Source organism: Telluria sp. LT1R51-2 (assembly GCF_059685775.1).
The window spans coordinates 252,256-277,189 of record NZ_JCASIM010000002.1 but is presented as its reverse complement, the minus strand read 5'-3'; the positions used below and the strand labels follow the sequence as shown (position 1 = coordinate 277,189).

Annotated in this window: 20 protein-coding genes; 14 read left to right on the top strand and 6 right to left on the bottom strand. The window is 64.2% G+C overall.

The window, feature by feature from the left end; translation table 11 throughout:
- Window positions 1-17: 17 nt before the first annotated feature.
- Window positions 18-767 carry a ribosome biogenesis GTP-binding protein YihA/YsxC gene (gene yihA / locus AC56LH_RS19415; RefSeq protein ID WP_499648930.1) on the bottom strand — a complete coding sequence of 250 codons (750 nt, stop codon included), beginning with the start codon at window positions 765-767 and terminating at the stop codon, window positions 18-20.
- A gap of 152 nt (window positions 768-919) precedes the next feature.
- Here yihA and AC56LH_RS19410 point away from each other — a divergent pair, with 152 nt between their 5' ends.
- From AC56LH_RS19410 to msrQ, 5 genes are all read left to right on the top strand, one after another.
- Window positions 920-1,591: a c-type cytochrome gene (locus tag AC56LH_RS19410; RefSeq protein ID WP_499648928.1), complete on the top strand. Its 672-nt coding sequence runs from the start codon at window positions 920-922 to the stop codon at window positions 1,589-1,591.
- Window positions 1,592-1,702: 111 nt separating this feature from the next.
- Window positions 1,703-3,802 carry a cytochrome c biogenesis protein ResB gene (locus AC56LH_RS19405; RefSeq protein WP_499648926.1) on the top strand — a complete coding sequence of 700 codons (2,100 nt, stop codon included), beginning with the start codon at window positions 1,703-1,705 and terminating at the stop codon, window positions 3,800-3,802.
- A 23-nt stretch (window positions 3,803-3,825) separates the two neighbouring features.
- Window positions 3,826-5,004 carry a c-type cytochrome biogenesis protein CcsB gene (gene ccsB, locus AC56LH_RS19400; RefSeq protein WP_258837185.1) on the top strand — a complete coding sequence of 393 codons (1,179 nt, stop codon included), beginning with the start codon at window positions 3,826-3,828 and terminating at the stop codon, window positions 5,002-5,004.
- A 96-nt stretch (window positions 5,005-5,100) separates the two neighbouring features.
- Window positions 5,101-6,078: a protein-methionine-sulfoxide reductase catalytic subunit MsrP gene (gene msrP / locus AC56LH_RS19395; protein ID WP_499648924.1), complete on the top strand. Its 978-nt coding sequence runs from the start codon at window positions 5,101-5,103 to the stop codon at window positions 6,076-6,078.
- Complete coding sequence (gene msrQ, locus AC56LH_RS19390) at window positions 6,078-6,698, top strand: protein-methionine-sulfoxide reductase heme-binding subunit MsrQ (protein WP_499648923.1); 621 nt, start codon at window positions 6,078-6,080, stop codon at window positions 6,696-6,698. Before msrP ends, msrQ begins: the two co-directional genes overlap by 1 nt.
- Window positions 6,699-6,919: 221 nt before the next feature.
- Here msrQ and lysA read toward each other — a convergent pair whose 3' ends face one another.
- Together lysA and lptM are read right to left on the bottom strand one after the other, a co-directional pair.
- Entirely contained in the window at window positions 6,920-8,197 is a 1,278-nt protein-coding gene (lysA, locus tag AC56LH_RS19385; protein WP_499648921.1) for a diaminopimelate decarboxylase, read from the bottom strand.
- A 26-nt stretch (window positions 8,198-8,223) separates the two neighbouring features.
- The gene (gene lptM, locus AC56LH_RS19380; protein WP_499648920.1) at window positions 8,224-8,406 is read right to left on the bottom strand and encodes an LPS translocon maturation chaperone LptM; all 183 of its coding nucleotides are present in this window, start codon (window positions 8,404-8,406) and stop codon (window positions 8,224-8,226) included.
- A gap of 40 nt (window positions 8,407-8,446) precedes the next feature.
- Here lptM and cyaY point away from each other — a divergent pair, with 40 nt between their 5' ends.
- A complete protein-coding gene (gene cyaY, locus AC56LH_RS19375; RefSeq protein WP_482897034.1) occupies window positions 8,447-8,776 on the top strand; it encodes an iron donor protein CyaY in 330 nt (109 codons plus the stop codon).
- Between the two features lie 62 nt (window positions 8,777-8,838).
- Here the strand turns inward: cyaY and AC56LH_RS19370 are convergent, their stop codons facing one another.
- The gene (locus AC56LH_RS19370) at window positions 8,839-11,172 is read right to left on the bottom strand and encodes a penicillin-binding protein 1A (protein WP_499648918.1); all 2,334 of its coding nucleotides are present in this window, start codon (window positions 11,170-11,172) and stop codon (window positions 8,839-8,841) included.
- 362 nt (window positions 11,173-11,534) lie between these two features.
- On the opposite strand from AC56LH_RS19370, the gene AC56LH_RS19365 reads away from it, so the two are divergent.
- From AC56LH_RS19365 to AC56LH_RS19330, 8 genes are all read left to right on the top strand, one after another.
- Window positions 11,535-12,557 carry a pilus assembly protein PilM gene (locus AC56LH_RS19365; protein WP_499648916.1) on the top strand — a complete coding sequence of 341 codons (1,023 nt, stop codon included), beginning with the start codon at window positions 11,535-11,537 and terminating at the stop codon, window positions 12,555-12,557.
- Window positions 12,557-13,174: a PilN domain-containing protein gene (locus tag AC56LH_RS19360; RefSeq protein ID WP_499648914.1), complete on the top strand. Its 618-nt coding sequence runs from the start codon at window positions 12,557-12,559 to the stop codon at window positions 13,172-13,174. Before AC56LH_RS19365 ends, AC56LH_RS19360 begins: the two co-directional genes overlap by 1 nt.
- Window positions 13,171-13,848, top strand: a complete 678-nt coding sequence (locus AC56LH_RS19355; RefSeq protein ID WP_482897038.1) for a type IV pilus inner membrane component PilO — start codon at window positions 13,171-13,173, stop codon at window positions 13,846-13,848. The genes AC56LH_RS19360 and AC56LH_RS19355 overlap by 4 nt, the downstream gene beginning before the upstream one ends.
- Window positions 13,849-13,862: 14 nt before the next feature.
- Window positions 13,863-14,390, top strand: a complete 528-nt coding sequence (locus AC56LH_RS19350) for a pilus assembly protein PilP (protein ID WP_499648912.1) — start codon at window positions 13,863-13,865, stop codon at window positions 14,388-14,390.
- Window positions 14,387-16,597 (top strand): type IV pilus secretin PilQ, encoded by a 2,211-nt coding sequence (locus AC56LH_RS19345; RefSeq protein ID WP_499648911.1) that lies wholly within the window; start codon window positions 14,387-14,389, stop codon window positions 16,595-16,597. The genes AC56LH_RS19350 and AC56LH_RS19345 overlap by 4 nt, the downstream gene beginning before the upstream one ends.
- A gap of 51 nt (window positions 16,598-16,648) precedes the next feature.
- Window positions 16,649-18,757, top strand: a complete 2,109-nt coding sequence (locus AC56LH_RS19340) for an Ig-like domain-containing protein (protein ID WP_499648909.1) — start codon at window positions 16,649-16,651, stop codon at window positions 18,755-18,757.
- A gap of 151 nt (window positions 18,758-18,908) precedes the next feature.
- A complete protein-coding gene (gene aroKB, locus AC56LH_RS19335) occupies window positions 18,909-20,519 on the top strand; it encodes a bifunctional shikimate kinase/3-dehydroquinate synthase AroKB (protein WP_499649805.1) in 1,611 nt (536 codons plus the stop codon).
- 8 nt (window positions 20,520-20,527) lie between these two features.
- The gene (locus tag AC56LH_RS19330) at window positions 20,528-21,664 is read left to right on the top strand and encodes a deoxyguanosinetriphosphate triphosphohydrolase (RefSeq protein WP_499648907.1); all 1,137 of its coding nucleotides are present in this window, start codon (window positions 20,528-20,530) and stop codon (window positions 21,662-21,664) included.
- 188 nt (window positions 21,665-21,852) lie between these two features.
- On the opposite strand, the gene mutY is transcribed toward AC56LH_RS19330, so the two are convergent.
- Window positions 21,853-22,980 carry an A/G-specific adenine glycosylase gene (gene mutY / locus AC56LH_RS19325; protein ID WP_499648905.1) on the bottom strand — a complete coding sequence of 376 codons (1,128 nt, stop codon included), beginning with the start codon at window positions 22,978-22,980 and terminating at the stop codon, window positions 21,853-21,855.
- On the bottom strand, window positions 22,977-24,929 hold the full coding sequence (locus AC56LH_RS19320; protein ID WP_499648903.1) for a dynamin family protein: 1,953 nt from the start codon (window positions 24,927-24,929) through the stop codon (window positions 22,977-22,979). Before AC56LH_RS19320 ends, mutY begins: the two co-directional genes overlap by 4 nt.
- Between the last annotated feature and the right edge of the window lie 5 nt (window positions 24,930-24,934).

The following is a 24,934-nucleotide window of genomic DNA, read 5'->3' as shown; positions in this document are numbered from 1 at the left end:
AATGGCTCCTTGCAGGATCAGGCGGAGGTTTGATCGTCGTCCGCCGACGGCGCGCCATGTTCGTCGTGCTCTTGTTCTTCTTCACCCTCGTACTCGCCGGCGACGCCATCCAGCCCTGCCAGCGCCAGGATCTTGGCATCGGCTTCTTCGATGCCGATGCGCTTGAGCGCCGAGAACAGCTGCACCGTGAACGGGAAGCCCACGCCATCTTCATCGACGTAGCTTTCGAGCACGCCGCGCGCTTCGCGCAGGGCATTGGTCGATTCGTTGCGGTTGAGCTTATCGGCCTTGGTCAGGATGCAGTGGATTGGCTTGCCGGTGGGGGCGAACCATTCGAGCATCTGGACGTCCAGGTCGGTGAACGGACGGCGCGAATCCATGATCAGGATGAGCGCAGCGAGCTGGTCGCGGCGCTGGACATAGTCGCCCAGCAGCTTTTGCCAGTGCAGCTTGGCCGTGCCCGACACTTCGGCGTAGCCGTAGCCCGGCAAGTCGACCAGCAGCGCTTCGATTTCATCGACCCGGACCGCATCCTTGCGGTGTTGGCCCACATGGGCGCCGCCGATCGAGAAATAATTGATGTGCTGCGTGCGACCTGGCGTCTTCGACGCGAACGCAAGACCCTTCTGGTTCGTGAGGATATTGATCGCTGTGGATTTGCCGGCGTTGGAGCGCCCGGCGAAGGCGATTTCCGGCACATTGGTGTCGGGAAGGTCGCGCAACTGATTCACGGTCGTAAAGAACCGGGCTTGCCATAATCTGGACATTGGGGAGAAGGTATAAGAGGACTACGAAATGGCGTTGGAGAAACAAAGCTATTGTACAATAAGGGGTTGATTGCTGCCTGCCAGCCCCTTGGCCCCAGCAATCAAGGGCGCTGCACTGAACCTTCAATTATTGACTTTTTCAAGGTGCTAGTATGAACCGCTTGTCGTCCCCCCTGCTCAAAACACTGTTGGTCACACTAACTGTTTTCGGGGGACTCCCGGCGGCGACAGCAGCTGCGCCCGCTGCAGCGCCTGCAGCCAAGGCCGATCCGGCCCGGGGTGGCGCGCTGTACGATGCGGGCGACCCGGCGCGCGGCCTGCCGGCCTGCGTCTCATGCCACGGTGCGGCGGGCAATTCGTCCATCGTTGCCAATCCCAAGCTGTCGGGCCAGTTCGCCAGCTACACGCACAAGCAACTGGTCGATTTCACGACCCCGAACCGCCAGCAGCCGATCATGACGACCTACGCCAAGATGCTCACCGACGCCGAAAAGAAGGACATCGCGGCCTGGCTGGCGGCGCAGGTGCATAAGCCGGGCGCGGCCAAGAACAAGAACATCGTTGAACTGGGTCGCAAGATCTATCGCGGTGGCATCGCCGAGCGGGGCGTCGCGGCCTGTGCCAGCTGTCATGGCGCCAACGCCAGCGGCATCCCCGCCCAATATCCGCGCCTTGCAGGCCAGCACCAGGATTACACGACCGCCCAGCTCGAAGCATTCAAGAGCGGCACCCGCGCCAACAGCCCGCAAATGACCACGCTCTCGCAGCGCATGTCGACGGCTGAAATGCGCGCGGTGGCCGACTATATCGCCGGCTTGCGCTAAGAGACTCCACGATCTCGCATAAGCAACATTGAACGCAGGAAGGGCGGCAGCAACGGGCTGACCCCCTTCCTGCAAGCGGCTACCCGCCGCGCAGGAAGAAAGTTGTAAAGCATGAGCACCACCGGAATTACACTGAACACCCGCCGCCGTGGTCTGGCCGAGGCGGTCGAACTGATCTCATCGATGCGGTTTGCGATCAGTCTTCTCACCATCATCTCCATCTCGTCGATCATCGGCACCGTCCTCAAGCAGGCCGAGCCGATGTCGAATTACGTCAACCAGTTCGGCCCGTTCTGGTTCGAGATTTTCAACAAGTTCGGCCTGTACAGCGTGTATTCCAGCTGGTGGTTCCTCGTGATCCTGGTGGTGCTGGTCATGTCCACCGGCCTGTGCCTGATCCGCAATGCGCCGAAAATGATGCGCGACATGCGCAGCTGGCGCGAAAACGTGCGCTTCGATTCGCTGCGCAACTTCCACCACAAGCTCGAATGGCAGGCGCCGCTGTCGAAAAGCGCGCTGGCCGAGCAGAGCGCACTGCGCCTGCGCCACGCCGGCTACGCCACCAAGATTGTCGAGAAGGATGGCGGCACGCTGGTCACGGCCAAGAAAGGCGCGGGCAACAAGTTCGGCTACATCTTCGCGCACTCGTCGATCATCGTGATCCTGGTGGGCGGCACGCTCGATTCGGACCTGCCGGTGCGCATCCAACAATGGATCTTCAACAAGACGCCATTCACCGGCAGCGGCGCGATCGCGGACATTCCCGCCCAGCACCGCCTGGGCACGGGCAACCCGACCTTCCGTGGCAATACCGCCATTGCCGAAGGGCAGGCTAGCCGCACGGCGATCCTGAACCAGCCGACGGGCGTGCTGGTGCAGGAGCTGCCGTTCTCGCTGCAGCTCAAGAAATTTCATATCGAGTTCTATTCGACCGGCATGCCGAAACTGTTTGCCAGCGACGTGGTCGTGCGCGATCTGGAAAACGGCCACACGTTCGAGTCGACCATCAAGGTCAATCACCCGCTGATCTACAAGGGCATCGCCGTCTACCAGTCGAGCTTTGACGATGGCGGCAGCAAACTGCGGCTGACGGGGTATCCGATGAACGGCGCCGCCAGCGCCAGTTTCCCGATCGAAGGCGAAGTCAACAGCGCCACCGAACTCAAAATCGGCGGCGATACCTATGCGGTCGAGTGGTCGGGTTTCCGCCCGTTCAACGTCGAAAACATCAGCCAGGGCAATGACGTGCGCGCGGTGAGCAAGGGCAAAACGTTCAACGAACAGTTCGCCGCCACGCTGGGCAAGGCCTCCGGCGCGGCTGCCAATCCGGACGCCACGAAAGACCTCAAGAACGTCGGCCCCAGCGTGCAATACAAGTTGCGCGACGCCAGTGGCCAGGCGCGCGAATTCATGAACTACATGCAGCCGATGCTGCTGGATGGCGCGCAAGTCTATCTGGCCGGTGTGCGCGCGAACCCGTCGGAAAGTTTCAGCTTCCTGCGCATTCCCGTGGACGAACGCTTTGGCGTGGGCGACTGGATGCGTCTGCGCGCGGCGCTGGCCGATCCCGAAGCACGCGCGGTGGCGGCCCGCCGCTATGCCGCGCGGGCACTGGGCGGCAATCCGGGAAGCGCCCTGGCTGGCCAGTTGCAGGAGTCGGCCGCGCGCACGCTCGGCATCTTTGCCGGCGGCGACGGTCGCGGCGGCTTTGTCGGTGTGGCCCAGTTCCTGGAAAAGATTACGCAGGCCGAACAGGAAAAAGCAGCCGGCATCTTCATGAAGATGCTCAACGGCACGCTGTGGGAGCTGTGGCAAGTGGCGCGTGAAAAGCACGGCGATGCCGCGGCTGCGCCCACGGACGCCAATGGCCGCTTCCTGCAACTGGCTACCAATGCGTTGTCGGACAGTTATCTGTACGGCGCACCGGTGTATCTGCAGCTCGACGATTTCACCGAAGTGAAGGCCTCGGTGCTGCAATTGACGCGCTCGCCGGGCAAGAACGTGGTCTACTTCGGCTGTGTCCTGCTCGTGCTGGGCGTGTTCGCGATGTTCTACATTCGCGAGCGGCGCGTCTGGATCTGGGTGCGCGACGTGCCCGGTAACCCGGAGGCTGGCGCCGAGGCGCTGATGGCCATGAGCACGCAACGCAAGACGCTCGATTTCGAGCGTGAGTACGAAGACTTGTCTGTAAAGCTGCCACAACCGGCGTAAGCTGCGCGGGCCTGGAGAAAACAATGGAACTGTCACAACCCAAGACTGGCGCCCCGGCGCGCCCGACCGATCAATACCAGGAAGCGCCGGGCTATTTCCGCCGCCTGGGGCCGGCCGACTGGCTGTACGCGCTTGCCCTGTGCGCCGCGGCGCTGTTCGCGCTGAACCGGTACGGCCACTTCATGGACATCTATGAAGAGGTGATTCTGGTCTGCACGGCGCCCGTGTTTGCCGTGCTGGGCTGGTACTGGAAACCGATGCGCTGGCTGCTGCCACTGGTGGCTGTGCTGTCGCTGGGCGCGATTGCGCTGTACGACGGCAACCTCGCCGCTGCCGAGCAAAAATTCTTCCTGAAGTACATGCTGTCGAGCCAGTCGGCCATCCTGTGGATGAGCGCGCTGTTCGTGTTCTCGACCGTGTTCTACTGGGTTGGCCTGTTAAGCCGCGGCAAGTTCGGCGGCGGCGTGGGCGCGGCGCTGTGCTGGGCCGCAGTCGTGATCGGCGCGGTCGGCATGATGGTGCGCTGGTACGAGTCGTACCTGATCGGCCCGGACGTCGGCCACATCCCGGTGTCGAACCTGTACGAAGTGTTCATCCTGTTCGCCCTCATCACCGCGCTGTTCCATCTGTATTACGAAGAACACTACGCCACGCGCCAGCTGGGCCCGTTCGTGATGCTGATCATTGGCGCCGCCGTCGGCTTCCTGCTGTGGTACACCGTCTCGCGCGACGCCGCCCAGATCCAGCCGCTCGTGCCGGCGCTGCAAAGCTGGTGGATGAAAATCCACGTGCCGGCCAACTTCATCGGCTACGGCACCTTTGCGCTGGCCGCGATGGTCGCATCGGCCTACCTGCTCAAGTCGCACGGCATGCTGGTCGACCGCCTGCCTTCGCTCGAGGTACTCGACGACGTGATGTACAAGTCGATCTCGGTCGGTTTCGCCTTCTTCACCGTCGCCACCATCCTCGGCGCGCTGTGGGCGGCTGAAGCGTGGGGCGGTTACTGGTCGTGGGATCCGAAAGAGACCTGGGCGCTGATCGTGTGGCTCAATTATGCGGCGTGGCTGCACATGCGCCTGATGACGGGCCTGCGCGGCCGTGTCGCGGCCTGGTGGGCAGTGGTCGGCTTGCTGGTGACCACGTTCGCCTTCCTGGGCGTGAACATGTTCCTGTCGGGTCTGCACTCGTACGGCGAGCTGTAAAGACGGCCGGGCGCTGACCCGATAGTGTTGGCCGCCTAACGCAAGCTTAAGGGAACTTCGTGTAATGTGAAGCTTCCCAAGCTCGCGAGGCCAGCCATGCTCTTCAAACGCAATCCCAACGGACTCGATCTTCCGTACCCTTCCGAAATCACGCCGCAAGAGATCTATACCGGCCGGCGTGAATTCATCACCCGCATGGCCACCACGGCCGCCGTCGGCAGCGGCGTCTGGGAGATGGCCAACCGCGAAGCCTTTGCACAAACCGCCGGCCAGAAGCTCGCGGCGCGCGCCAATGTGGCGCTGTCCACCGACGAAAAGCAGACCCCGTTCAAGGACGCTGCCGGCTACAACAACTTCTACGAATTTGGCCTCGACAAAGGCGATCCGGCCGAGAACGCGCACACGCTGCGCACCCGGCCCTGGACCGTGCGCATCGAGGGCGAGGTCAAGAAGCCCCTCACGCTCGATATCGACAGCCTGCTGAAACTCGCGCCGCTCGAGGAGCGCGTGTACCGCCTGCGCTGCGTCGAAGGCTGGTCGATGGTCATTCCATGGGTCGGCTATTCGCTGTCGAACCTGCTCAAGCAGGTGGAACCGACCGGCAACGCCAAGTTCGTCGAATTCACGACGCTGGCCGACGCCAGGCAGATGCCCGGCCTGCGTAGTGGTGTGCTGGATTGGCCGTACGTCGAGGGCCTGCGCATCGACGAAGCCATGCACCCGCTGACGATGCTCACGATGGGCATGTATGGCCAGGTGCTGCCGAACCAGAACGGCGCGCCGGTGCGCCTCGTCGTGCCATGGAAGTACGGTTTCAAGTCGGCCAAGTCACTGGTGCGTATCCGCCTGCTCTCACGCCAGCCCAAGACCGCCTGGAACGACATGGCGCCGCGCGAGTACGGCTTCTTCTCGAACGTGAATCCGAACGTGGACCACCCGCGCTGGTCGCAGGCCAGCGAGCGCCGCATCGGTGAATCGGGCCTGTTCGCACCAAAGCGCAAGACCCTGATGTTCAATGGCTACGACCAGGTGTCGTCGCTGTATACCGGCCTGGATCTGAAGCGTTATTTCTGATGGCAGGGTTGAACAGCAAACAGGTCGGATGGGTCAAGGCGCTGGTGTTCGTGCTGGCTTTGATCCCCTTCGCGCGCCTGGTGTGGGGCACTGCCAGCGGCAGTTTTTCGGATCCGCTGGCGGCGATCACCAAGGGCAGCGGTGAATGGGCGCTGTACTTCCTGTGCATCACGCTGGCAGTAACGCCGCTGCGGCGTCTGACGGGCTGGAACTGGCTCGTCAAGCTGCGCCGCATGATTGGCCTGTTCATGTTTTTCTATGCACTCGTGCACTTCACGGCATTCCTGTGGTTCGACCATTTCTTCGACGTGCCCGCCATGCTGGCCGACGTCATCAAGCGCCCGTTCATCCTGGTGGGCTTCATCGCCTTCGTGCTGCTCATCCCGCTGGCGGCAACCTCGACCAATGCGATGATCAAGCGCCTGGGCGGCAAGCGCTGGCAATGGCTGCACCGCCTGATCTACGTGATCGCGCCGCTGTCGATCCTGCACTTCTGGTGGATGAAAGAGGGCAAGAACGATTTCGCCAGACCGATCATCTTCGGATCGATCATTGCGCTGCTGCTCGGTTTGCGGGTGTTCTGGCACTTCACGCGCAAGCAGCAAGTCGTGCGCGCCTGAGCACCATAGTCAAAAGCGGGGGTCAAAAGCGGGGGTCAGGTCTGGCATTCGGACACGACCTCGACAGTCTTCAGTCGGAACTGCTGGCACCCCGCCATGCTACTACTGGGCAGGAAACCACTGGAAGTGGCTAAAGCTGAGGTCGTGTCTGAATGTCAGACCTGACCCCGGCTTTGATCGTCGAGCTCGTGTCCGAATGTCAGACCTGACCCCGGCTTGTTTTATTTGATGAGCGTTTCGAGCGCGAAGGTTTCGGTTGGGGTTTCGCGGCGGCGCACCAGGTGGATGGTGTCGCCGTCGACGATTACTTCGGCTGCGCGGCCGCGCGTGTTGTAGTTCGACGCCATCGTCATGCCGTAGGCGCCGGCCGTCATCATAGCCAGCAGGTCGCCTGGCTCCAGCGCCAGCTCGCGCTCGCGCGCCAGCCAGTCGCCCGATTCGCAGATCGGTCCCACGACATCCCACATCAGTGCGGCGCTCTCGCGCTGCGCCACTGCCTGCAGGCCCATCCAGGCCCCGTACAGCGTCGGGCGCATCATGTCGTTCATCGCGGCGTCGACGATGCAGAAGTTCTTTTCGGCGCCAGGTTTGAGGTATTCAACGCGCGTGAGCAGCACGCCGGCCTCGGCGACGATCGAGCGGCCCGGCTCGAAGATCACCTTGAGCGGCTGGCCGTCATACTTTGCTGCGCGCCAGGCGTCGATGCGCGCGAACAGGCGGGCCAGGTAGTCGCCCACCGGCACCGGTGGCGCGTCGCCCGCCACGCCGTAGTCGACGCCGATGCCGCCCCCGATGTCCAGGTGGTGCAGGTGGATGCCTTCGGCGTGCAGCGTGTCGATCAGGTCGATCAGCTTGTCGAGCGCCTCGAGCAGCGGCGCGTCGTCCAGCAGCTGCGAGCCGATATGGCAGTCGATGCCGACCACGTCCAGGTGCGCCAATGCGGCGGCTGCGCGGTAGGTGTCGAGTGCTTCGTCGAAGGCGACGCCGAATTTATTGGCCTTCAGGCCGGTGGCGATGTACGGGTGGGTCTTGGCATCCACGTTCGGGTTCACGCGCAGCGATACCGGCGCGCGCATGCCGAGTTTGCCGGCCACGGCGTTCAGGCGGTGCAGCTCGGGGATTGATTCCACGTTGAAGCACAGGATGCCTTTTTCCAAGGCCAGCGTCATCTCGGCCTCGGTCTTGCCCACGCCCGAGAAAATGGTCTTGCCCGGGTCGCCGCCGGCGGCGATCACGCGCAGCAGTTCGCCACCCGAGACGATGTCGAAGCCCGCGCCCTGGCGCGCCAGCAGGTCGAGCACGGCGAGATTCGAGTTGGCCTTCATTGCATAGCAGACCAGCGCGTCGCGCCCGGCGCAGGCATCCTGGTAGGCGTTGAAGTTCTCGAGCAGCGTGGCCTTTGAGTAGACATAGGTCGGCGTGCCGAATTCGTCGGCGATGGCGGACAGGGAAGCGCCTTCGGCGTGCAGCACGCCGTCCTGGTACAAGAAGTGGGGCATATGGAAACTGAGGTGGAAGCGGACGGTTAGCGGTACGGCGCCGGGGTGGACGCGTTGTTCGACGGGACGGGCTGGGCTGGCTGGTCAACGACGACCGGCACGGGCCTGGCGGGTGGGTTGGGCATGTACAGCGGGCCGGTCTGGCCGCAGCCGGCCAGGGCTGCGGCGAGCAGCGCAGCGCCGAAAGGAAGCGCGAGGGAGGACTTCACGATTAGAATCAAGGTTTGATTAGCAGATTTGGAGTGTAGCATGACCGAAACCGAATTTTTGGACCTGGCCGACCTGACCCTGAAACGGATTGAGACCGCCTTTGATCGCCTGAACGACGAGGATGTCGTCGACGTTGAGTGCAAGCGCAGCGGCAACGTGCTCGAAATCGAGTTCATCGACAACGGCACCAAGATCATCATCAACAGCCAGGCCCCGCTGCAAGAGATGTGGCTGGCCGCGCGCTCGGGCGGCTACCACTACAAGCGCGTGGGCGACGAATGGCGCAACACGCGCGACGACAGCGAGTTCTTCGCGGCGCTCGGGCGCTATGCGAGCGAGCAGGGCGGAGCGCCGGTCACGCTGGTGTAACGCTGTCTCGCAATACAACAAAGGCGGCCATTGGCCGCCTTTGTCGTTTCATGCACGGGTAATCAGAACAACTCGTTCCTCACCGCGTCGCGTTCCTGCTGTTGCTGCGCCGGTGGCGGCTGGCCGACGTCGAGCGCTTCGACGCCGCTGCCCGGCGGCGTCTCGGCGTAGTAGTACTCGGACCCGTACTGCACCAGGCCGGCCGGCACCTCGCGTTCGACCATCGGCTGGTCTTTCAGCGCCTTTTGCATGTAGCCGATCCAGATCGGCAGGGCCAGGCCGCCGCCGGTCTCGCGCGCGCCCAGGTTGCGCGGCTTGTCGTAGCCCATCCAGGCAATGCCCACCAGCTTTGGCTGGTAGCCAGCGAACCACGCGTCGATCGAGTCGTTGGTGGTGCCGGTCTTGCCGGCCAGGTCGGTGCGCTTCAGGGCCATCGCCTTGACCGCAGTGCCGTGGCGGACCACGTCCTTGAGCATGCTGTCCATCAGGAACGCGTTACGCGCATCGATCACGCGGTTCGCTTCGTCGCCCGCACGCGCCGGCCGCGCTTCGGACAGCACTTTACCGTCGCTGTCGGTGACCTTCGAGATCAGGTACGGGCTGACGCGGTAGCCGCCGTTGGCGAACACCGCGTAGGCGCCGGCCATCTGCAGCGGATTGGTCGCGCCTGCGCCCAGTGCCAGCGTCAGGTAGGCCGGATTGCGCTCCGGATCAAAGCCAAAGCGGGCCGCGTATTCCTGGCCATAGCGCGCGCCGATCTTGTTCAGGATGCGGATCGAGATCATGTTCTTCGACTGCTGCAGACCGCGCCGCATCGTCATCGGGCCGTCGTACTTGCTGTCGTAGTTCTTCGGTTCCCACGCCTGGCCGCCGGTCTGGCCGGCATCGAAACTGATCGGCGCATCGTTGATGATGGTGGCGGGTGACAGGCCGCGCTCGAGCGAAGCCGAATAGATGAACGGCTTGAACGACGAACCGGGCTGGCGCCAGGCTTGCGTCACGTGGTTGAACTTGTTGCGGTTGAAGTCGAAGCCGCCCACCAGCGCGCGGATCGCGCCGTCTTCGGTATTGGCCGCCACAAAGGCCGATTCCACTTCGGGCATCTGCGTGATCAACCACTTCGATTCGTCGTCCTGCATCACGCGGACCACGGCGCCGCGGCGCACGCGCCGGTTCGGCGCAGCCTTGTCCGACAGCCAGGCTTTGGCAAACGCCAGGCCCGGGCCCGACAGCGTGATCGTCTCGCCCGAGGCGATCGCAGCCTGAACCTGCGTGCTCGACGCCTGCAGCACGACGGCGGCGATGATGTTGTCGCTGTCCGGATGCTCGGCCAGCTCGGCTTCGATCGCTTCGTCGGCCGCCGCTTTACCCGATGGCAGGTCGATGAACGATTCCGGGCCACGGTAGGCGCGACGGCGTTCGTAATCCATCACACCGCGGCGCAATGCCAGGTAAGCAGCGTCCTGGTCAGCCTTGGTGATGGTCGTAAACACGTTCAGGCCACGCGTGTAGGTGTCTTCCTTGAACTGCTCATACACCAGCTGGCGCGCCATTTCGGCCACGTATTCGGCGTGCACGCCGAAGGCGGCGCTGTCGGTCTTGATTTTCAGTGGCTCGACCTTGGCCTGGGCGAACTGGGCGTCGCTGATATAGCCCAGCTGGTGCATGCGCACCAGGATGTACTGCTGTCGCGTTTTGGCGCGGGTCGGATTGACGACAGGATTATAAGCAGAAGGCGCCTTTGGCAGGCCGGCCAGCATGGCCGCTTCGGCCACGGTGATGTCGCGCAGGTCCTTGCCGAAATAGATCTGGGCCGCCGACTGGAAGCCGAAGGCGCGCTGGCCCAGGTAAATCTGGTTCATGTACAGCTCGAGAATCTGGTCCTTGGTCAGGTTCTTCTCGATCTTCCAGGCCAGCATCGCTTCATATGCCTTGCGCTTGAAGGTCTGCTCCGACGACAGGAAGAAGTTGCGCGCTACCTGCTGGGTGATGGTCGATGCACCCTGGCGCGCGCCGCCGGTGGCATTGCGCACGGCCGCGCGCATGATGCCCAGGTAATCGATGCCGCTGTGTTCATAGAAGCGGTCGTCTTCGATCGACAGCACGGCCTTTTTCATGACATCCGGGATGTCCTTGAAATGGACCAGCGTGCGGCGCTCTTCGCCGAATTCGCCGATCAGGACGTTATCGGCCGTGAAGATCCGCAGTGGCATCTTCGGCCGGTAATCGGTGATCGTGTCCAGCGCCGGCAGGTTCGGGTACGCCATGGCCAGGGCAAACACGAGCACGAGTACGCCGATCGCACCCAGACCGAACAGGCTGGCGAATGCGATGAGGATCAGGCGCTTGGGGCTGAACTTCGAGGAGGAAGAAGGTGCTGCCTGTTTCTCTTTCATGCTGACTTTCGCTTTGTTGATCCGCCTCATTATAAGACAGCAGTTTGGCACCCGATACTGGCCGAGCCTTAATCGAACCACAGAGCAATATTTAGCTGGCAATGAATCGGCAAAGTGTGGTGCGCATGCCCCGCATTCTGATGTTCCCAAGTAGAAATATCTTGTCCGGCATCATCCTTTATTGCTACGATCCGAGACGGTGCTTTCACGTAAGTATCGGATTTTTATAAGAAAATAACAGGTGTTTGGTTAACGACAACGACCCTTGCAAGGGCGTCCACAGCCAGATTCTGTCCCAATCGGTGTCAAGGAGTGTTTTGGTGATCAATCTGGGTTCCTTGTTTGGAAAGTCGAGTCCGCCAATGATCGGGCTCGATATCAGCACGTCCGGCGTTCGCCTGGTCGAGCTGGCCGACGCCGGCAAGGGACTCGTGCGTCTCGAGCGCTACGCGACCGAATCGCTGCCACGCGGCGCCGTGGTCGATGGCAATATCGAAAACATGGACCAGGTCGCCGACGCCGTGCGCCGGGTCTGGAAAAAGAGCGGCACGCGCGCCAAGCACGTCGCGCTGGGCATGCCGCCAGCGGCCGTGATCACCAAGAAAATCATCCTGCCGGCCGGTTTGTCGGAAGACCAGCTCGAAGTGCAGGTCGAGTCCGAAGCGAGCCAGTACATCCCGTTCGCGCTCGATGAAGTCAGCCTCGACTTCGACGTGATCGGCCCGGCGCTCAACTCGGCGGACGACATGGAAGTGATGCTGGCCGCCGCCCGTCGCGAAAAAGTCGAGGACCGCATCGCCATCGCCGAAGGTGCCGGCCTGCTGGCCACCGTGATGGACATCGAATCTTACGCCGCGCGCAGTGCGCTGGAAAACGCTGCTGGCCTGATGCGCGACCAGATCGTGGCACTGTTCCAGATCGGCGCCCAGGCCACCCACGTGTCGGTGTTGTTCAACGGCGAAGCAGTCTACGAGCGCGAACAGCCGTTCGGCGGCAACACGCTCACGCAGGACATCGTGCGCGCCTATGGCATGGCGTTCGAAGAAGCCGAAACGCGCAAGAAGGCAGGCGACCTGCCGGAAAACTACCGCGCCGACCTGCTCGCGCCATTTCTGGAAAACGCAGCGCTGGAAGTCACGCGCGCGATCCAGTTCTTCTATACATCGACGCCGTACACCCGGATCGACCGCATCTACCTGGCCGGCGGCTGCGCGCTGCTGCCGGGCATCATGGAAATTGTGACCGGCCGCACCCGCATCGCCACCAGCCTGGCTTCACCGTTCGACAATATGGCGTTCGGCCCCGGCGTGCGTGAACACCAGCTGCGTCAGGAAGCGCCGGCCTACCTGGTCGCGTGTGGCCTGGCGTTGCGGAGGTTTGGCTGATGATCCGCATTAACCTGTTGCCTCACCGCGAGGCAAAACGCAAACAGAAGCAATCGGCGTTCGTGGCGCTGATGGCGCTTGGCGGCCTGGTCGGCGCCGGCATCGTGCTGCTGGTGGGCGGCTACAACGCCAGCCAGATTTCGGTCCAGAACGAGCGCAACGAGGTGCTCAAGCAGGCCAGCGCCGATCTTGACAAGAAAATCGGCGAGATCACGACGCTCAAGGAAGAAATCGCCGCCCTGCAGGCACGCCAGCAGGCGGTCGAGGATCTGCAGGGCGACCGCAACCAGCCGGTCTATCTGCTCGACGAACTGGTGCGCCAGACGCCCGACGGCGTGCACCTCAAGACCGTCAAGCAGGATGGCCAGCGCGTGATCCTGACCGGCACCGCCCAGTCGCAGGAGCGCGTCGCCGAGCTGCTGCGCAACCTGTCGAGCCAGTCGGCATGGCTGGAAAAGCCCGACCTGACCGAAGTGCGCGCTGCCACCGTCACCCAGAGCAAGAGCGCGCGCAAGGTGGTTGAATTTACGCTGGCCGTGTCGATCAAGCGCGCCCGCAACAGCGATGCGCCTGAAGACGGCGCCACCGCCAAGCCTGGCGCGCCGGAGAAATCATGAACATCGATATCAAGGCGCAGTTCGCCCAGCTCGCGGCGCAATTCGAAGACCTGCAGGGCCGCCAGCCGGGCCAGTGGCCGCTGGCGCCGCGCCTGTTGTGCGCGGCGGGCGTGGTGGCGCTGGTCGTCGGCCTGGGCTACTACTTCTACTGGAGCGACCAGTTCGCCGAGCAGGAAACGCTGGCGCTGGAAGAAGTGCGGCTGCGCGGCGAGTACGAAACCAAGATGGCGCAGGCGATCAATCTGGAAGCGCTCAAGGCGCAAAAGGCCCAGGTCGACCAGTACGTGGTGCGCCTCGAGAAGCAGTTGCCGAGCAAGTCGGAAATGGCCGCGCTGCTGTCGGACATCAACCAGGCCGGCGTGGGCCGCGGCCTGCAGTTCGAGCTGTTCAAGCCGGGCCAGGAAGTGGTGCGCGACTACTACGCCGAGCTGCCGATCAGTATCAAGGTGAGCGGGCAGTACCACGACATGGGCGCGTTTGCCGCCGACATGGCAAACCTGCCACGCATCGTCACGCTCAACAACCTGTCGCTGGTGAGCGTCAAGGAAGGCAACCTCGAGATGGAAGCGATCGCCAAGACCTTCCGCTACCTCGACCAGGAAGAACTGATCGCCCAGCGCGCCGCGCGCGCGGCCGAGAAGAAAGCCGGCAAAGGCAAGGGTAAAGGCAAGTGATGATACGAGCTCACGTGATTGCGCTGCTCGCCATGGCAGCCTTGCTGGCCGGTTGCGGCGATGGCGGCGTCGGCGAAACCCGCGCCTGGATGAAAGAGGTCGAGGGCCGCACCGTCTCGAAGGTCAAGCCGCTGCCAGAACCAAAAACGTTCCAGCCGCACGCCTACCTGCCGGGTGGCGTGCTCGACCCGTTCGACCAGGCCAAGCTGCTGGGCGAACTGGCGCGCATGGCGCAGGTGAGCCCCAACGCCAACCAGCCTGACCTGACCCGGCCAAAAGAGCCGCTCGAGCTCTTCCCGCTCGACACGATGCGGATGGTCGGCACGATGAAAAAAGGCGGCGTGAGCTACGCGCTGGTGCAGGTCGACCGGTCGTTGTATCGCGTCCGGCCCGGCCAGCGCATGGGACAGAACTATGGCCGCGTCACCCGCGTGAGTGACGAGGCAATCGAAATCAGGGAATCGGTGCAGGACGCCACCGGCGATTGGGTGGAACGACTAGCCAACATCGAGCTGCAGCACAACCAGGAGAGCAGTAAATGACCCCCAATGTCCAGATTCGCTTCGCCGTGCCGGCCTGGCTGGCGCGCGCTGCCACCGCACTCGTGCTGTTGACGTGCGCCGGCGCCGCCCTGGCCCAGGGCAATGCGATCGAATCGATCACGGCCAACCAGCAAGGCAGCAACGTGGTCATCAACGTGACCATGCGCGATGCGCCAAGCCGCGCGCCGATCGGTTTTGCGATCACCAACCCGGCGCGCATCGCGCTTGACTTCGGCGCCACCGCGAACGCCACCGGCAAGAACATGCAGGAGCTGAACCTGGGCGACGTGCGCAGCCTGAACCTGGTGCAGGCCGGCGAGCGCACCCGCATGGTGGTCAACCTGGCGCGCGCGCTGAACTACGCGACGGCGATCGACGGCAAGTCGATCATCGTGACCGTCGAAGGCACGGGCGGCGTGGCGCGCGCGGTCAATGCCAGCGGCCTGCCGGTTGCAGCGCCGGCCGCACCGGTGGCGTCGGCGCTGGCGGCGCGCCCGCAGCTGCGCGACCTCGACTTCAAGCGCGGCGCCAATGGCGCCGGGCGCGTCGTGGTTGATCTGCCGAACAACCAGGTCGCCGTCGATGTGCGCCAGACTGGCACCGGCGTGACGGTCGACTTCATCGGCGCGCGCCTGCCCGAATCGCTGCGTCGCCGCCTGGACGTGACTGATTTCGGTACGCCCGTCACGCGCGTGGCCACCAGCGCCCAGGGCGACAACGTGCGCATGACGATCGAGGCGCAGGGTGCCTGGGAGCAGTCGGTGTTCCAGAGCGACTCGCAACTGGTGGTCGAAGTGCGCCCGGTCGTGGAAGACCCGAACCGCAACAGCCCCGGCTCAAGCAACAACCCGCAGGGCTACCGCGGCGAAAAACTGTCGTTCGATTTCCAGAACGTCGAAGTGCGCGCCGCGCTGCAGGCCGTGGCCGACATCTCGGGCCTGAACATCATCGCCAGCGATTCGGTGGCGGGCTTTCTGACGCTGCGCCTGAAGGACGTGCCATGGGATCAGGCGCTGGACGTGATCCTGACCGCCAAGGGCCTGGACATGCGCAAGAATGGCACCGTGCTGTGGATCGCGCCGAAGGAAGAACTGCTGACCAAGGAAAAGCTCGAACTCGAGCAGCGCGCGCAGATCGCCGAACTCGAGCCGCTGCGCTCGGAGATTTTCCAGCTCAATTACCAGAAAGCCGAATCGTTCCGCAACGTGTTTGGCCTGGACCAGGGCGGCGCCAGTACGGGCGCGGCCGGCGACGCGGGCCGCAACCGCGTGCTGTCCCGGCGCGGCAGCGCGATCATCGATCCGCGCACCAACCAGCTGTTCGTGACCGATATCGCGTCGAAGATCGAAGACATCCGCAAGCTGATCCAGAAAACCGACGTCGCCTCGAAGCAGGTCCTGATCGAAGCGCGCCTGGTGGAAGCGAATGACGGCTTCTCGCGCAACCTCGGCGCCAAGCTGGGCTTTGCCGACATGCGCACGATGCGCGGCGGCGATTCGGGCTGGCAGGTCAATGGCAACGAACGCGTCGCGATCGGCGGCAACCTGGTCGGCGTGGGCCAGACCACCGGCCAGGTGGCCAACAGCGCCGACAGCTTCAACAACACGACGATGGTCAACCTGCCGGCGGCCGGCATCGGCGGCATTCCGGCGTCGTCGCTGGCGTTTTCGCTGTTCTCGTCGGCAGCCAACCGCTTCCTGAACCTGGAACTGTCGGCGCTGGAAGCAGACGGCAAGGGCAAGATCATCTCGAGTCCGCGCGTGGTCACCGAAGACAAGCAGGTCGCGCTGATCGAGCAGGGCGTCGAGCTGCCTTACGAAAACGCCACCAGCAGTGGCGCCACCGCGATCGAATTCAAGAAGGCCAATCTGCGCCTGGAAGTCACGCCGCAGATCACGCCGGACGGCAACGTGGTGCTCGAAGTGGACGTGAGCAAGGATTCGAAGGGCGAAGACACCCGCGCGGGCTTTGCCATCAATACCCAGCACGTCAAGACCAAGGTGATGGTCGAAAACGGCGGCACCGTGGTGCTGGGCGGGATTTACCAGCAGACCGAGCGCACCAACGAAAGCAAGGTGCCATTCCTGGGCGACGTGCCGCTGCTGGGTTATCTGTTCAAGACCACTGCACGTGAAAGCAGCAAGACTGAACTGCTGGTCTTCATTACCCCGAAGATCGTGAACGACAACGTGGCGGGCGCACGCTGAGCAGCGTGCAGTTCGCGACCATTTAAATAGAACAAAAGGGAAGCCCACGTCATGCACCACATTTCATCACTTGCAAGCCGGTCCAGCCTTGGCCGCCTGACCGCAATCGCCCTCGTGGCAGCCTCGCTTGCCGCCTGTGGCGGTGGTGGCGGCTCGCCAGGCACGGTTGGCGGTGGCACCGGCGGCGGCGGTACCGGCACTGGTACTGGCACCGGCACCGGTGGCGGCACCACGCTGGTTCCGAAAGTCACGCTGGCGCTGACCGATGGCAGCGGCGCCAATATCACGTCGCTGTCCGGCGGCCAGAGCGCCTCGATCAAGGCCACCGTGGTCGACAGCGCCGGCAAGCCGGTCGCGGGCGCGATCGTCCAGTTCACCACGAGCGAGCTGGTGGTGTTTACCCCGGCAACCGGCTCGGCACTGACGGACGCGAATGGCGTGGCCACCGTGAGCGTCAAGCCGGCCAGCACGTCGTCCGCAGGGGCAGTCGCGATCACCGCCAACTCGGTGGTGGCCGGCACGACCGCCACCGCCAGCGTCAATCTGTCGGTGGGCGCGGCGCCGCTGACCGTGGGCAGCCTGTCGTTCGCAAAACCGCCGACCACCAGCCTGCCAGCCTTCAGCACGCTCTCGCTGAACATCCCGGTCACCAGCGGTGGCCAGCCGGCCACCGCGGTCGAAGGTCTGAGCATGACGTCGCTGTGTTCCGGCGACGGCACCGCCACGCTGGTCGCCGGTGCCTTTGCCAATGGCGTGCAAACGGCCACTTACACGAATAACGGTTGCCTGCGCGTGAACGACACGATCACGGTCACGATCGGCAATTCGACGCAAAGCATCCAGGTCGCGGTCTCGCCGGCCAATATCGGCAGCATCCTGTTCTCAGGCAGCAGCGTCTCCGGTACCTCGATCGTGCTCAAGGGCTCGGGTGGACAAGGGCGTTCGGAGGCTGCGCAACTGACGTTCCGCGTGGTTGATCAGAACGACAAGGGTCTGGCCGGGGTCGACGTCGACTTCGCCGCCACCACCTATACCGGCGGCCTGATGGTCTCGCCGCGCCGCGCCACCACCGACGCTAACGGCAACGTCATGACGATGGTCTCGTCGGGCACGATTCCGACCCCGGTACGCGTGACTGCCGAAGCAAGCCGCAATGGCATGAAAATCATCGGCCTGTCCGATGCGCTGACCATCTCCACCGGCCTGCCGATCCAGAAGTCGATGTCGATGAGTGCGTCAAAGTACAATATCGAAGGCCAGGATTACGACAACGAAACCACTGAGATTACGGTGTTGCTGGCAGACCAGTACGGCAACCCGGTCTCGGACGGCTCCACTGTCAACTTCGTGACCGAAGGCGGCGCGGTGGGCAGTTCGGCACAGGGCGCCTGTCTGACCACCAACGGTGGTTGCACAGTCTCGCTGCGCAGCCAGAATTTCCGCCCGGTTGACGGCCGCGTCACGGTGCTGGCGTACCTGCAGGGTATCGAGAACTTCGTCGATCTCAATGGTGACGGCCAGTACAGCTGCAGCGGCTACACCGGGACCACCGCGTACCGTCCACTGGTCGATACCTGCCCGGGCGGCGGCGAGCCGTTCCCGACTGCCGGCAGCAACCAGGAAGGCGACATGGGCGATCCGTTCCTCGATACCGACATGAACGGCACCTACGATGCGGCCAAGGGCGACCTGCCATTCCCGTATAACCGCACCAGCTACAGCAGCGCACCGGACGGCAAGTGGGGCCTGAACTACATCCGCGCCTCGCGCGAGATCATCTTCAGTGGCTCGGTCGCCACGCTCGTGCGCCAGCTGTGCGGTACCGACGGCACCTGCCGCGACTGGCGCGCGACAGATGGCGACCCGGCGGTAATCAATGGCGTGGCCGGCGCAGGCTGCAGTGCGCAGCAACTGAGTTTCCGCCTGTACGACGCCAACCGCAACCCCTTGCCATTCGGCACCACCGTGGCATCGAGCGATGCAGTCAAGCTGTCGACGTCGTCGTTCTTGCCGGCGACCATTGGATCGACCAACGATCTGGGCGGTACCATCCACACTGCGACGGTGCTGCCTGATGCAGCATGTGCAGCAGGCAGCTTCACGCTGCGCGTGACGACGCCACGTGGCAAGGTGACGCCGTACAACTTCAAATCGGGTTGATCGACCGCGTACGCGCGCTGTCCGCACCTCGCGGGACGCGCGCTTTTTGACCGCAATCCGGGACGGCCAGTCTATACTGGCCGTCTTTTTCATCTCAACGGGTCTGGTTGTGCCACATCCCAAGAACAACAATATCTTCCTTGTTGGCCTGATGGGGGCAGGGAAGACCACGATCGGTCGATTGCTTGCTCGCAAGCTCAATCGCCGCTTCGTCGACGCCGATCACGAGATCGAAGCGCGCACCGGCGCGACCATTCCGTGGATCTTCGAGATCGAGGGCGAAGCCTGCTTTCGCCGGCGCGAAGCCGATGTGATCCGCGACCTGTCGGCGCAGCAGGGCCTGGTACTGGCCACCGGCGGCGGCGCCGTACTCAATCCGGCCAGCCGCGCATTGCTGGCTGAGCGCGGCACCGTGATCTATCTGCGCGCGTCGATCGGCAGCATCCTGCAGCGCACCGCGCACGACAAGAACCGCCCGCTGCTGCAGACCGCCGACCCGCGCGGCAAACTCGAGCAACTCTGGACCGAACGCGATCCGCTGTACCGCGAGATCGCCGACCTCGTCATCGACACCGGCAGGCCTAACGTACAATCGATGGTTCAAACCATATTGGACCAGCTGGCCGCGCAGGAACATGCCCGCGCGCGCAAGCATGCAAGGACAGCAATGAACGAACAGGCACACATCACCCTCAACGTCGAACTTGGCGAGCGCAGCTACCCGATCGAGATCGGCGCCGGCTTGCTGGACGACGCCGCGCTGCTCGCGCGCCACATCGGCGGCCACAAGGTGGCCATCGTCACCAACACCACGGTTGCCCCGCTGTACCTCGACAAGGTCGCGGGCCACCTGCGCGCCGCGGGCCGTGACGTGCTCGAAATTATTCTGCCGGATGGCGAAGAGCACAAGAACTGGCAGTCGCTGAACCTCGTCTACGACGCGCTGCTGCAGCACAAATGCGACCGCAAGACCACGCTGGTGGCGCTGGGCGGCGGCGTGATCGGCGACCTGACCGGCTTTGCCGCATCGAGCTACATGCGCGGCGTGCCGTTCGTGCAGATCCCGACCACGCTCCTGGCGCAGGTCGATTCGTCGGTGGGCGGCAAGACCGGCATCAACCACCCGCTGGGCAAGAACATGATCGGCGCGTTTTACCAGCCGCGCGCCGTGATTGCCGATACCGCCACCCTCAACACGCTGCCGGCGCGTGAGCTGTCGGCGGGCCTGGCCGAAGTGATCAAGCATGGCGCCATCCTCGACGCCGATTTCTTCGACTGGATCGAAGCGAACATCGAGCCGCTGATCGCGCGCGACCGTCACGCCATCGGCTACGCGATCGCCCGCTCGTGCGAAATCAAATCCGACGTCGTGCGCAAGGACGAGCGCGAAGGCGGCCTGCGCGCGGTGCTCAACTTCGGTCATACCTTCGGTCACGCGATCGAAAATGGCCTCGGCTACGGCGCCTGGCTGCACGGCGAAGCGGTCGGCTGCGGCATGGTGATGGCGGCTGACATGTCGGCGCGCCTGGGCCTGATCGAGCCGGCCGCCGTGGAGCGTGTGCGCGCGCTGGTGCGCGCCGCCGGCCTGCCGGCGGTGGCGCCGGATCTTGGCGAAGCGCGCTGGATCGAGCTGATGGAAGTCGACAAGAAGAACGAGGGCGGTGAAATCCGCTTTATCCTGCTCAAGCCACTGGGCAGCCCGTCGATCACGACCGCGCCGCTGGACGTGCTGCGCTCGACGCTCGCGGCCTGCAGCGGATGAGTAGCCTGATGCGCGACTTCGACGCGGGCCTGGCCCCGTATGCGGCGCATTCGGCGCAGTCGCGCGGGCGCACGCATGCCGAGCCGGGCCCCGGTTCTCGCAGCGAGTACCAGCGCGACCGCGACCGCATCATCCACTCGACCGCGTTTCGCCGCCTTGAGTACAAGACGCAGGTCTTCATCAACCACGAAGGCGACCTGTTTCGCACGCGCCTGACGCACAGCATCGAGGTGGCCCAGATCGGCCGCACGCTGGCGCGCAGCCTGCGCCTGAACGAAGACCTGGTCGAGGCCACGGCGCTGGCGCACGATCTTGGCCACACGCCGTTCGGCCACGTAGGCCAGGATGTGCTCAACGAGTGCATGAAGGACTTCGGCGGCTTCGAGCACAACCTGCAAAGCCTGCGTGTGGTCGACCATCTCGAAGAACACTACGGCGCATTCGATGGCCTGAACCTGACATTCGAGACGCGCGAAGGCATCCTCAAGCACTGCTCGCTGAACAACGCGCGCCAGCTGGGTGACCTGGGCCAACGCTTCATCGAGCGCAGCCAGCCCAGCCTCGAAGCGCAGCTGACCAACCTGGCCGACGAGATCGCGTACAACAACCACGACATCGACGACGGCCTGCGTTCAGGCCTGCTCACGATGGCGCAGATGGAAGAAGTCGAATTGTTCGCGCGACTGCATCGGGAGGTCGAGGCGCGCTATCCGGGCTTGCCGGGCCGGCGCGCGCTGTACGAGACGATCCGCCTGATGATCACCGCGATGACGGCCGACCTGGTCGAGACATCGGCGCGCCTGATCGCCGAGGCGGCGCCAGCGACCATCGACGACGTGCGCGCGGCGCCGCCGCTGATCCGCTTCTCGGACGCGATGCGCGCCGAGACCGTGGCGCTGAAACGCTTCTTGTATGCGAACCTGTACCGGCATTTCCAGGTCAACCGCATGCGCGTGAAAGCCAGCCGCATCGTGCGCGAGTTGTTCGATGCATTTTTGGCGGATCCCGTGCTGCTGCCGGGCGACTACCAGGTGCAGGGCGATCCGCACAAGCAGGCGCGCAAGATCGCCGACTATATCGCGGGCATGACCGATCGTTATGCGATCCGTGAGCACCGGCGCATTTTCTCGCTCGATCACTTCTAGGGCTGCGCGCAGCCACAAGTTAATGGCTTCGGATTTTCAATTTATTTAATTTTTCACGGAGCGTGAAATCTCATAAAAATTGAAATTTACGTCGGTTCCTCGAATAAAGTTCAGTTAGTTAAGGCCACAGAGCGAGATTGGTTTGAACGCATGGGCGGCATAGCCGCCCACCCTACGACCAACGGGTCTTACTGGCTGAACAGGCTTGGCTGCGACAAATCCAGCAGCAACTTCTTGACCGGCGCCGGCAACGGCGCCTCACCAATCGCATCGAGCTTCCACCACACGTGCCCGGCGCCATGTTCACCACGCGTGGCCAGCGTCACCGCGAACGGCGCGATGTGCAGCTTGTAGTGGGTAAACCCGTGCATCAACGGCGTGAGCGCGCGCACTTCGTCAATCGTGCCGAACGCGCTGCTGGCGGCCGCGATGTCCGCCGTGCAGACGGGATCGGCATCGCCATCCATCGCCACATGCCCGCCCACTTCCGGCAGCGACAAGAGGCCGCCCCAGATGCCTGTTTGCGGACGCTGTTCCAGCAGCACTTCGCCGCGGTCGATCAGCACCAGCATCGCAGTGCGTTTTTCGGGTGTTGTCTTTTTCGGTTTGCGCACCGGCAGTTCGGCCGTGCGGCCGGTGGCGAAGGCCACGCAGCGCGCCTGCAGCGGGCAGCGGCCGCAGTCGGGGCGCGAGCGCGTGCACAGCGTGGCGCCCAGGTCCATCAGGCCCTGCGTGTACGATTCGATGGCGCCAGGGTTGCCTGTCACTTCCGGCAGCAGCGCTTCGGCGCGGCGCCACAGCGCATCCTCGACCGGCTTGATGCCGGGGTAGGCGTCGATCCCGAACACGCGCGCGAAGACGCGCTTGACGTTGCCGTCCATGATCGCGGCGCGCACGCCGCCCGAGAAGGCGGCGATGGCGGCGGCAGTCGAGCGGCCGATGCCGGGCAGGTCGGCCAGCAGCGCCGGGTCGCTCGGGAACACGCCGTCGTAATCTGTTACGACGCGCTTGGCGCAGGCGTGCAGGTTGCGCGCGCGGGTGTAGTAACCCAGGCCGCTCCAGTGGGCCATGACGTCTTCCGCCGGGGCTTCGGCAAGCGCGTGCACGGTCGGGAAGCGCTCCAGGAAGCGGGTGTAGTAGCCCAACACCGCGGCGACCTGGGTCTGCTGCAGCATGATTTCGGACAGCCACACACGGTAGGCGTCGGTGGTGTTTTGCCATGGCAGGGTGTGGCGGCCATGGCTGCGCTGCCAGTCGATCACGGCCCGGGAAAAGGTCGGATCGGCCAGCTGGTCAAACTCGGTCAGTCGCTTCATGCAGTCGTGTAGTGGGCGTCGGCGCTGGTGGCCGTCGCGGAGTTGGGTAGGGTGTCGGACAAGGTCGCGGTCACGCTGGCGGCCAGTGAACCAAGGCGCTTGCGCGTGACGTCGAGTTCGGCCTGGCCGCTCTCGAAGGCGCCGATTTTCTGTTCCAGGCTGTCGCTCGCTTCGTGGATGCGTTTTACCGTTGCCTGGCGCTGACGCAGGTTGTCGCGGTGCTGGCGGATCTGCGCTTCGAGCGGTGCATTGGCCACTTTCAGCCACGCTTCGATGTCGGCGTTGGCGGCGCGATACACGCGGCGCACGCGCGAAGCGATCGAATCGAAGAAGCGCTCGAGCAGCGTGGCACGGCTGTTCATCCACAAGGTGGCGGTGCCGAACTGGCGCGAGAAAAGTTCTTCGATGGCGTCGATCTCGTCGCGGTGGCGCGCCAGCGACAGGGTCGGCGGCAGGCCCAGGCTCATGCCATGCTCGGCAGCGAACTTGCGGTGCATCGCGTCCATCATCGACGTGATTTCCGTGAGCTTGGCGTCTGCCTCGGCCAGGCCGGCGCGGGCGCCGTCGAAGTAGTTGCGCACCGGCGCGCGCATGCCGGTGGCAAAGCGCACTGCGCTCATTGCCACGCGCACGGTGTCGGTCCGGTCCTGCAGCACGTCCATGCCCAGCAGCGTGTACAGCTCGGTCGACAGGCGCGTGAACACGGCGCGCGTGCCCTGCAGCTTGAACAGGCCCGCGTCGAATTCCTTCTTCTCGGCCTCGACCCGGCGCACCATGTGCGCGATCACGCCCTGGTTCTTGCCGCGCAGGCTGCGCAGTTCCTGCAACTGCTCGACCAGCTCGCGCAGGCGCGTGGCCACCAGCATCTGCTGGCTGGCCACCAGCGCCTCGAGATCGGTGTGCAGCTGGCGCTCGACGATGGCGCGCCGCGCCGGAATCAGTTCATGGAACAGCGCCGCTTCGAGTGCGCCCAGGCGGCTGCGCTCGAACAGGGCCATGTCGCCGCCGATGCGCCCGACCAGCGCCTTGTGCGCCGACACCGGATACACCTGGCCCGCCGACAGACCCAGCTGGCGCGCCACGTCGTGCTGCTGGCGCGCGATGTCGGCGTCGACAGCCTCGGGCGACTTGAGCTCGTCCCACATGGCGTCGATCTTGTTGAGCACGGCCAGGCGCCCCGGCCCGGCGCCGATATGCGTGCGCCAGACTTCGATGTCGCTCTTGGTCACGCCCGTCTCGGCGGCCAGCACGAACAGCACCGCATGGGCGTTGGGGATCAGGTTCAGCGTCAGTTCCGGCTCGGTGCCGATGGCATTCAGGCCCGGGGTATCGAGGATCACCAGGCCCTGTTTGAGCAGCGGGTGCGGCAGGTTGATGATCGCATGGCGCCAGCGCGGGATTTCGATCGTGCCGTCCGGGTCGAGGCTGGCCGCAAGGTCGGGATCGTCGGCGTCGTACAGGCCGTAGCGCTGCGCTTCGACGGTCGACACGCGCCGCGTCTGGCTGACCTGGCGCAGCGTCTCGTGCATGGCCGCCGGCGAGTCAAGATCGAGCGGGAACACGGTCCAGGCGGCAGCGTCGTCGCGGTAGTCGCCGGTGGACAGGTGGCCGGCGCGCGTGTCGATCGGCAGCAGGCGCAGGCAGGGCGGCAGGCTCGCATCCCACAACAGTTCGGTCGGGCACATGGTGGTGCGGCCGGCGCTGGATGGCAGGATGCGCTGGCCGTAGTCGGCGAAGAACAGTGCGTTGATCAGCTCGGTTTTACCGCGCGAGAATTCGGCCACGAAGGCGACCGACAGGCGGTCGTCACGCAGGCGCCCCAGTGCGTGCGCCAGCAGCTGCTCGCCGGCCGCATCGATCAGCCCGGCATCCCGCAGTGCGCTGCCGTAGCCGGTGAGGGAGGCGGCGACCCGGGCGCGCCAGGCGCCGTACTGTTGTAAATCCTGCATCGTGT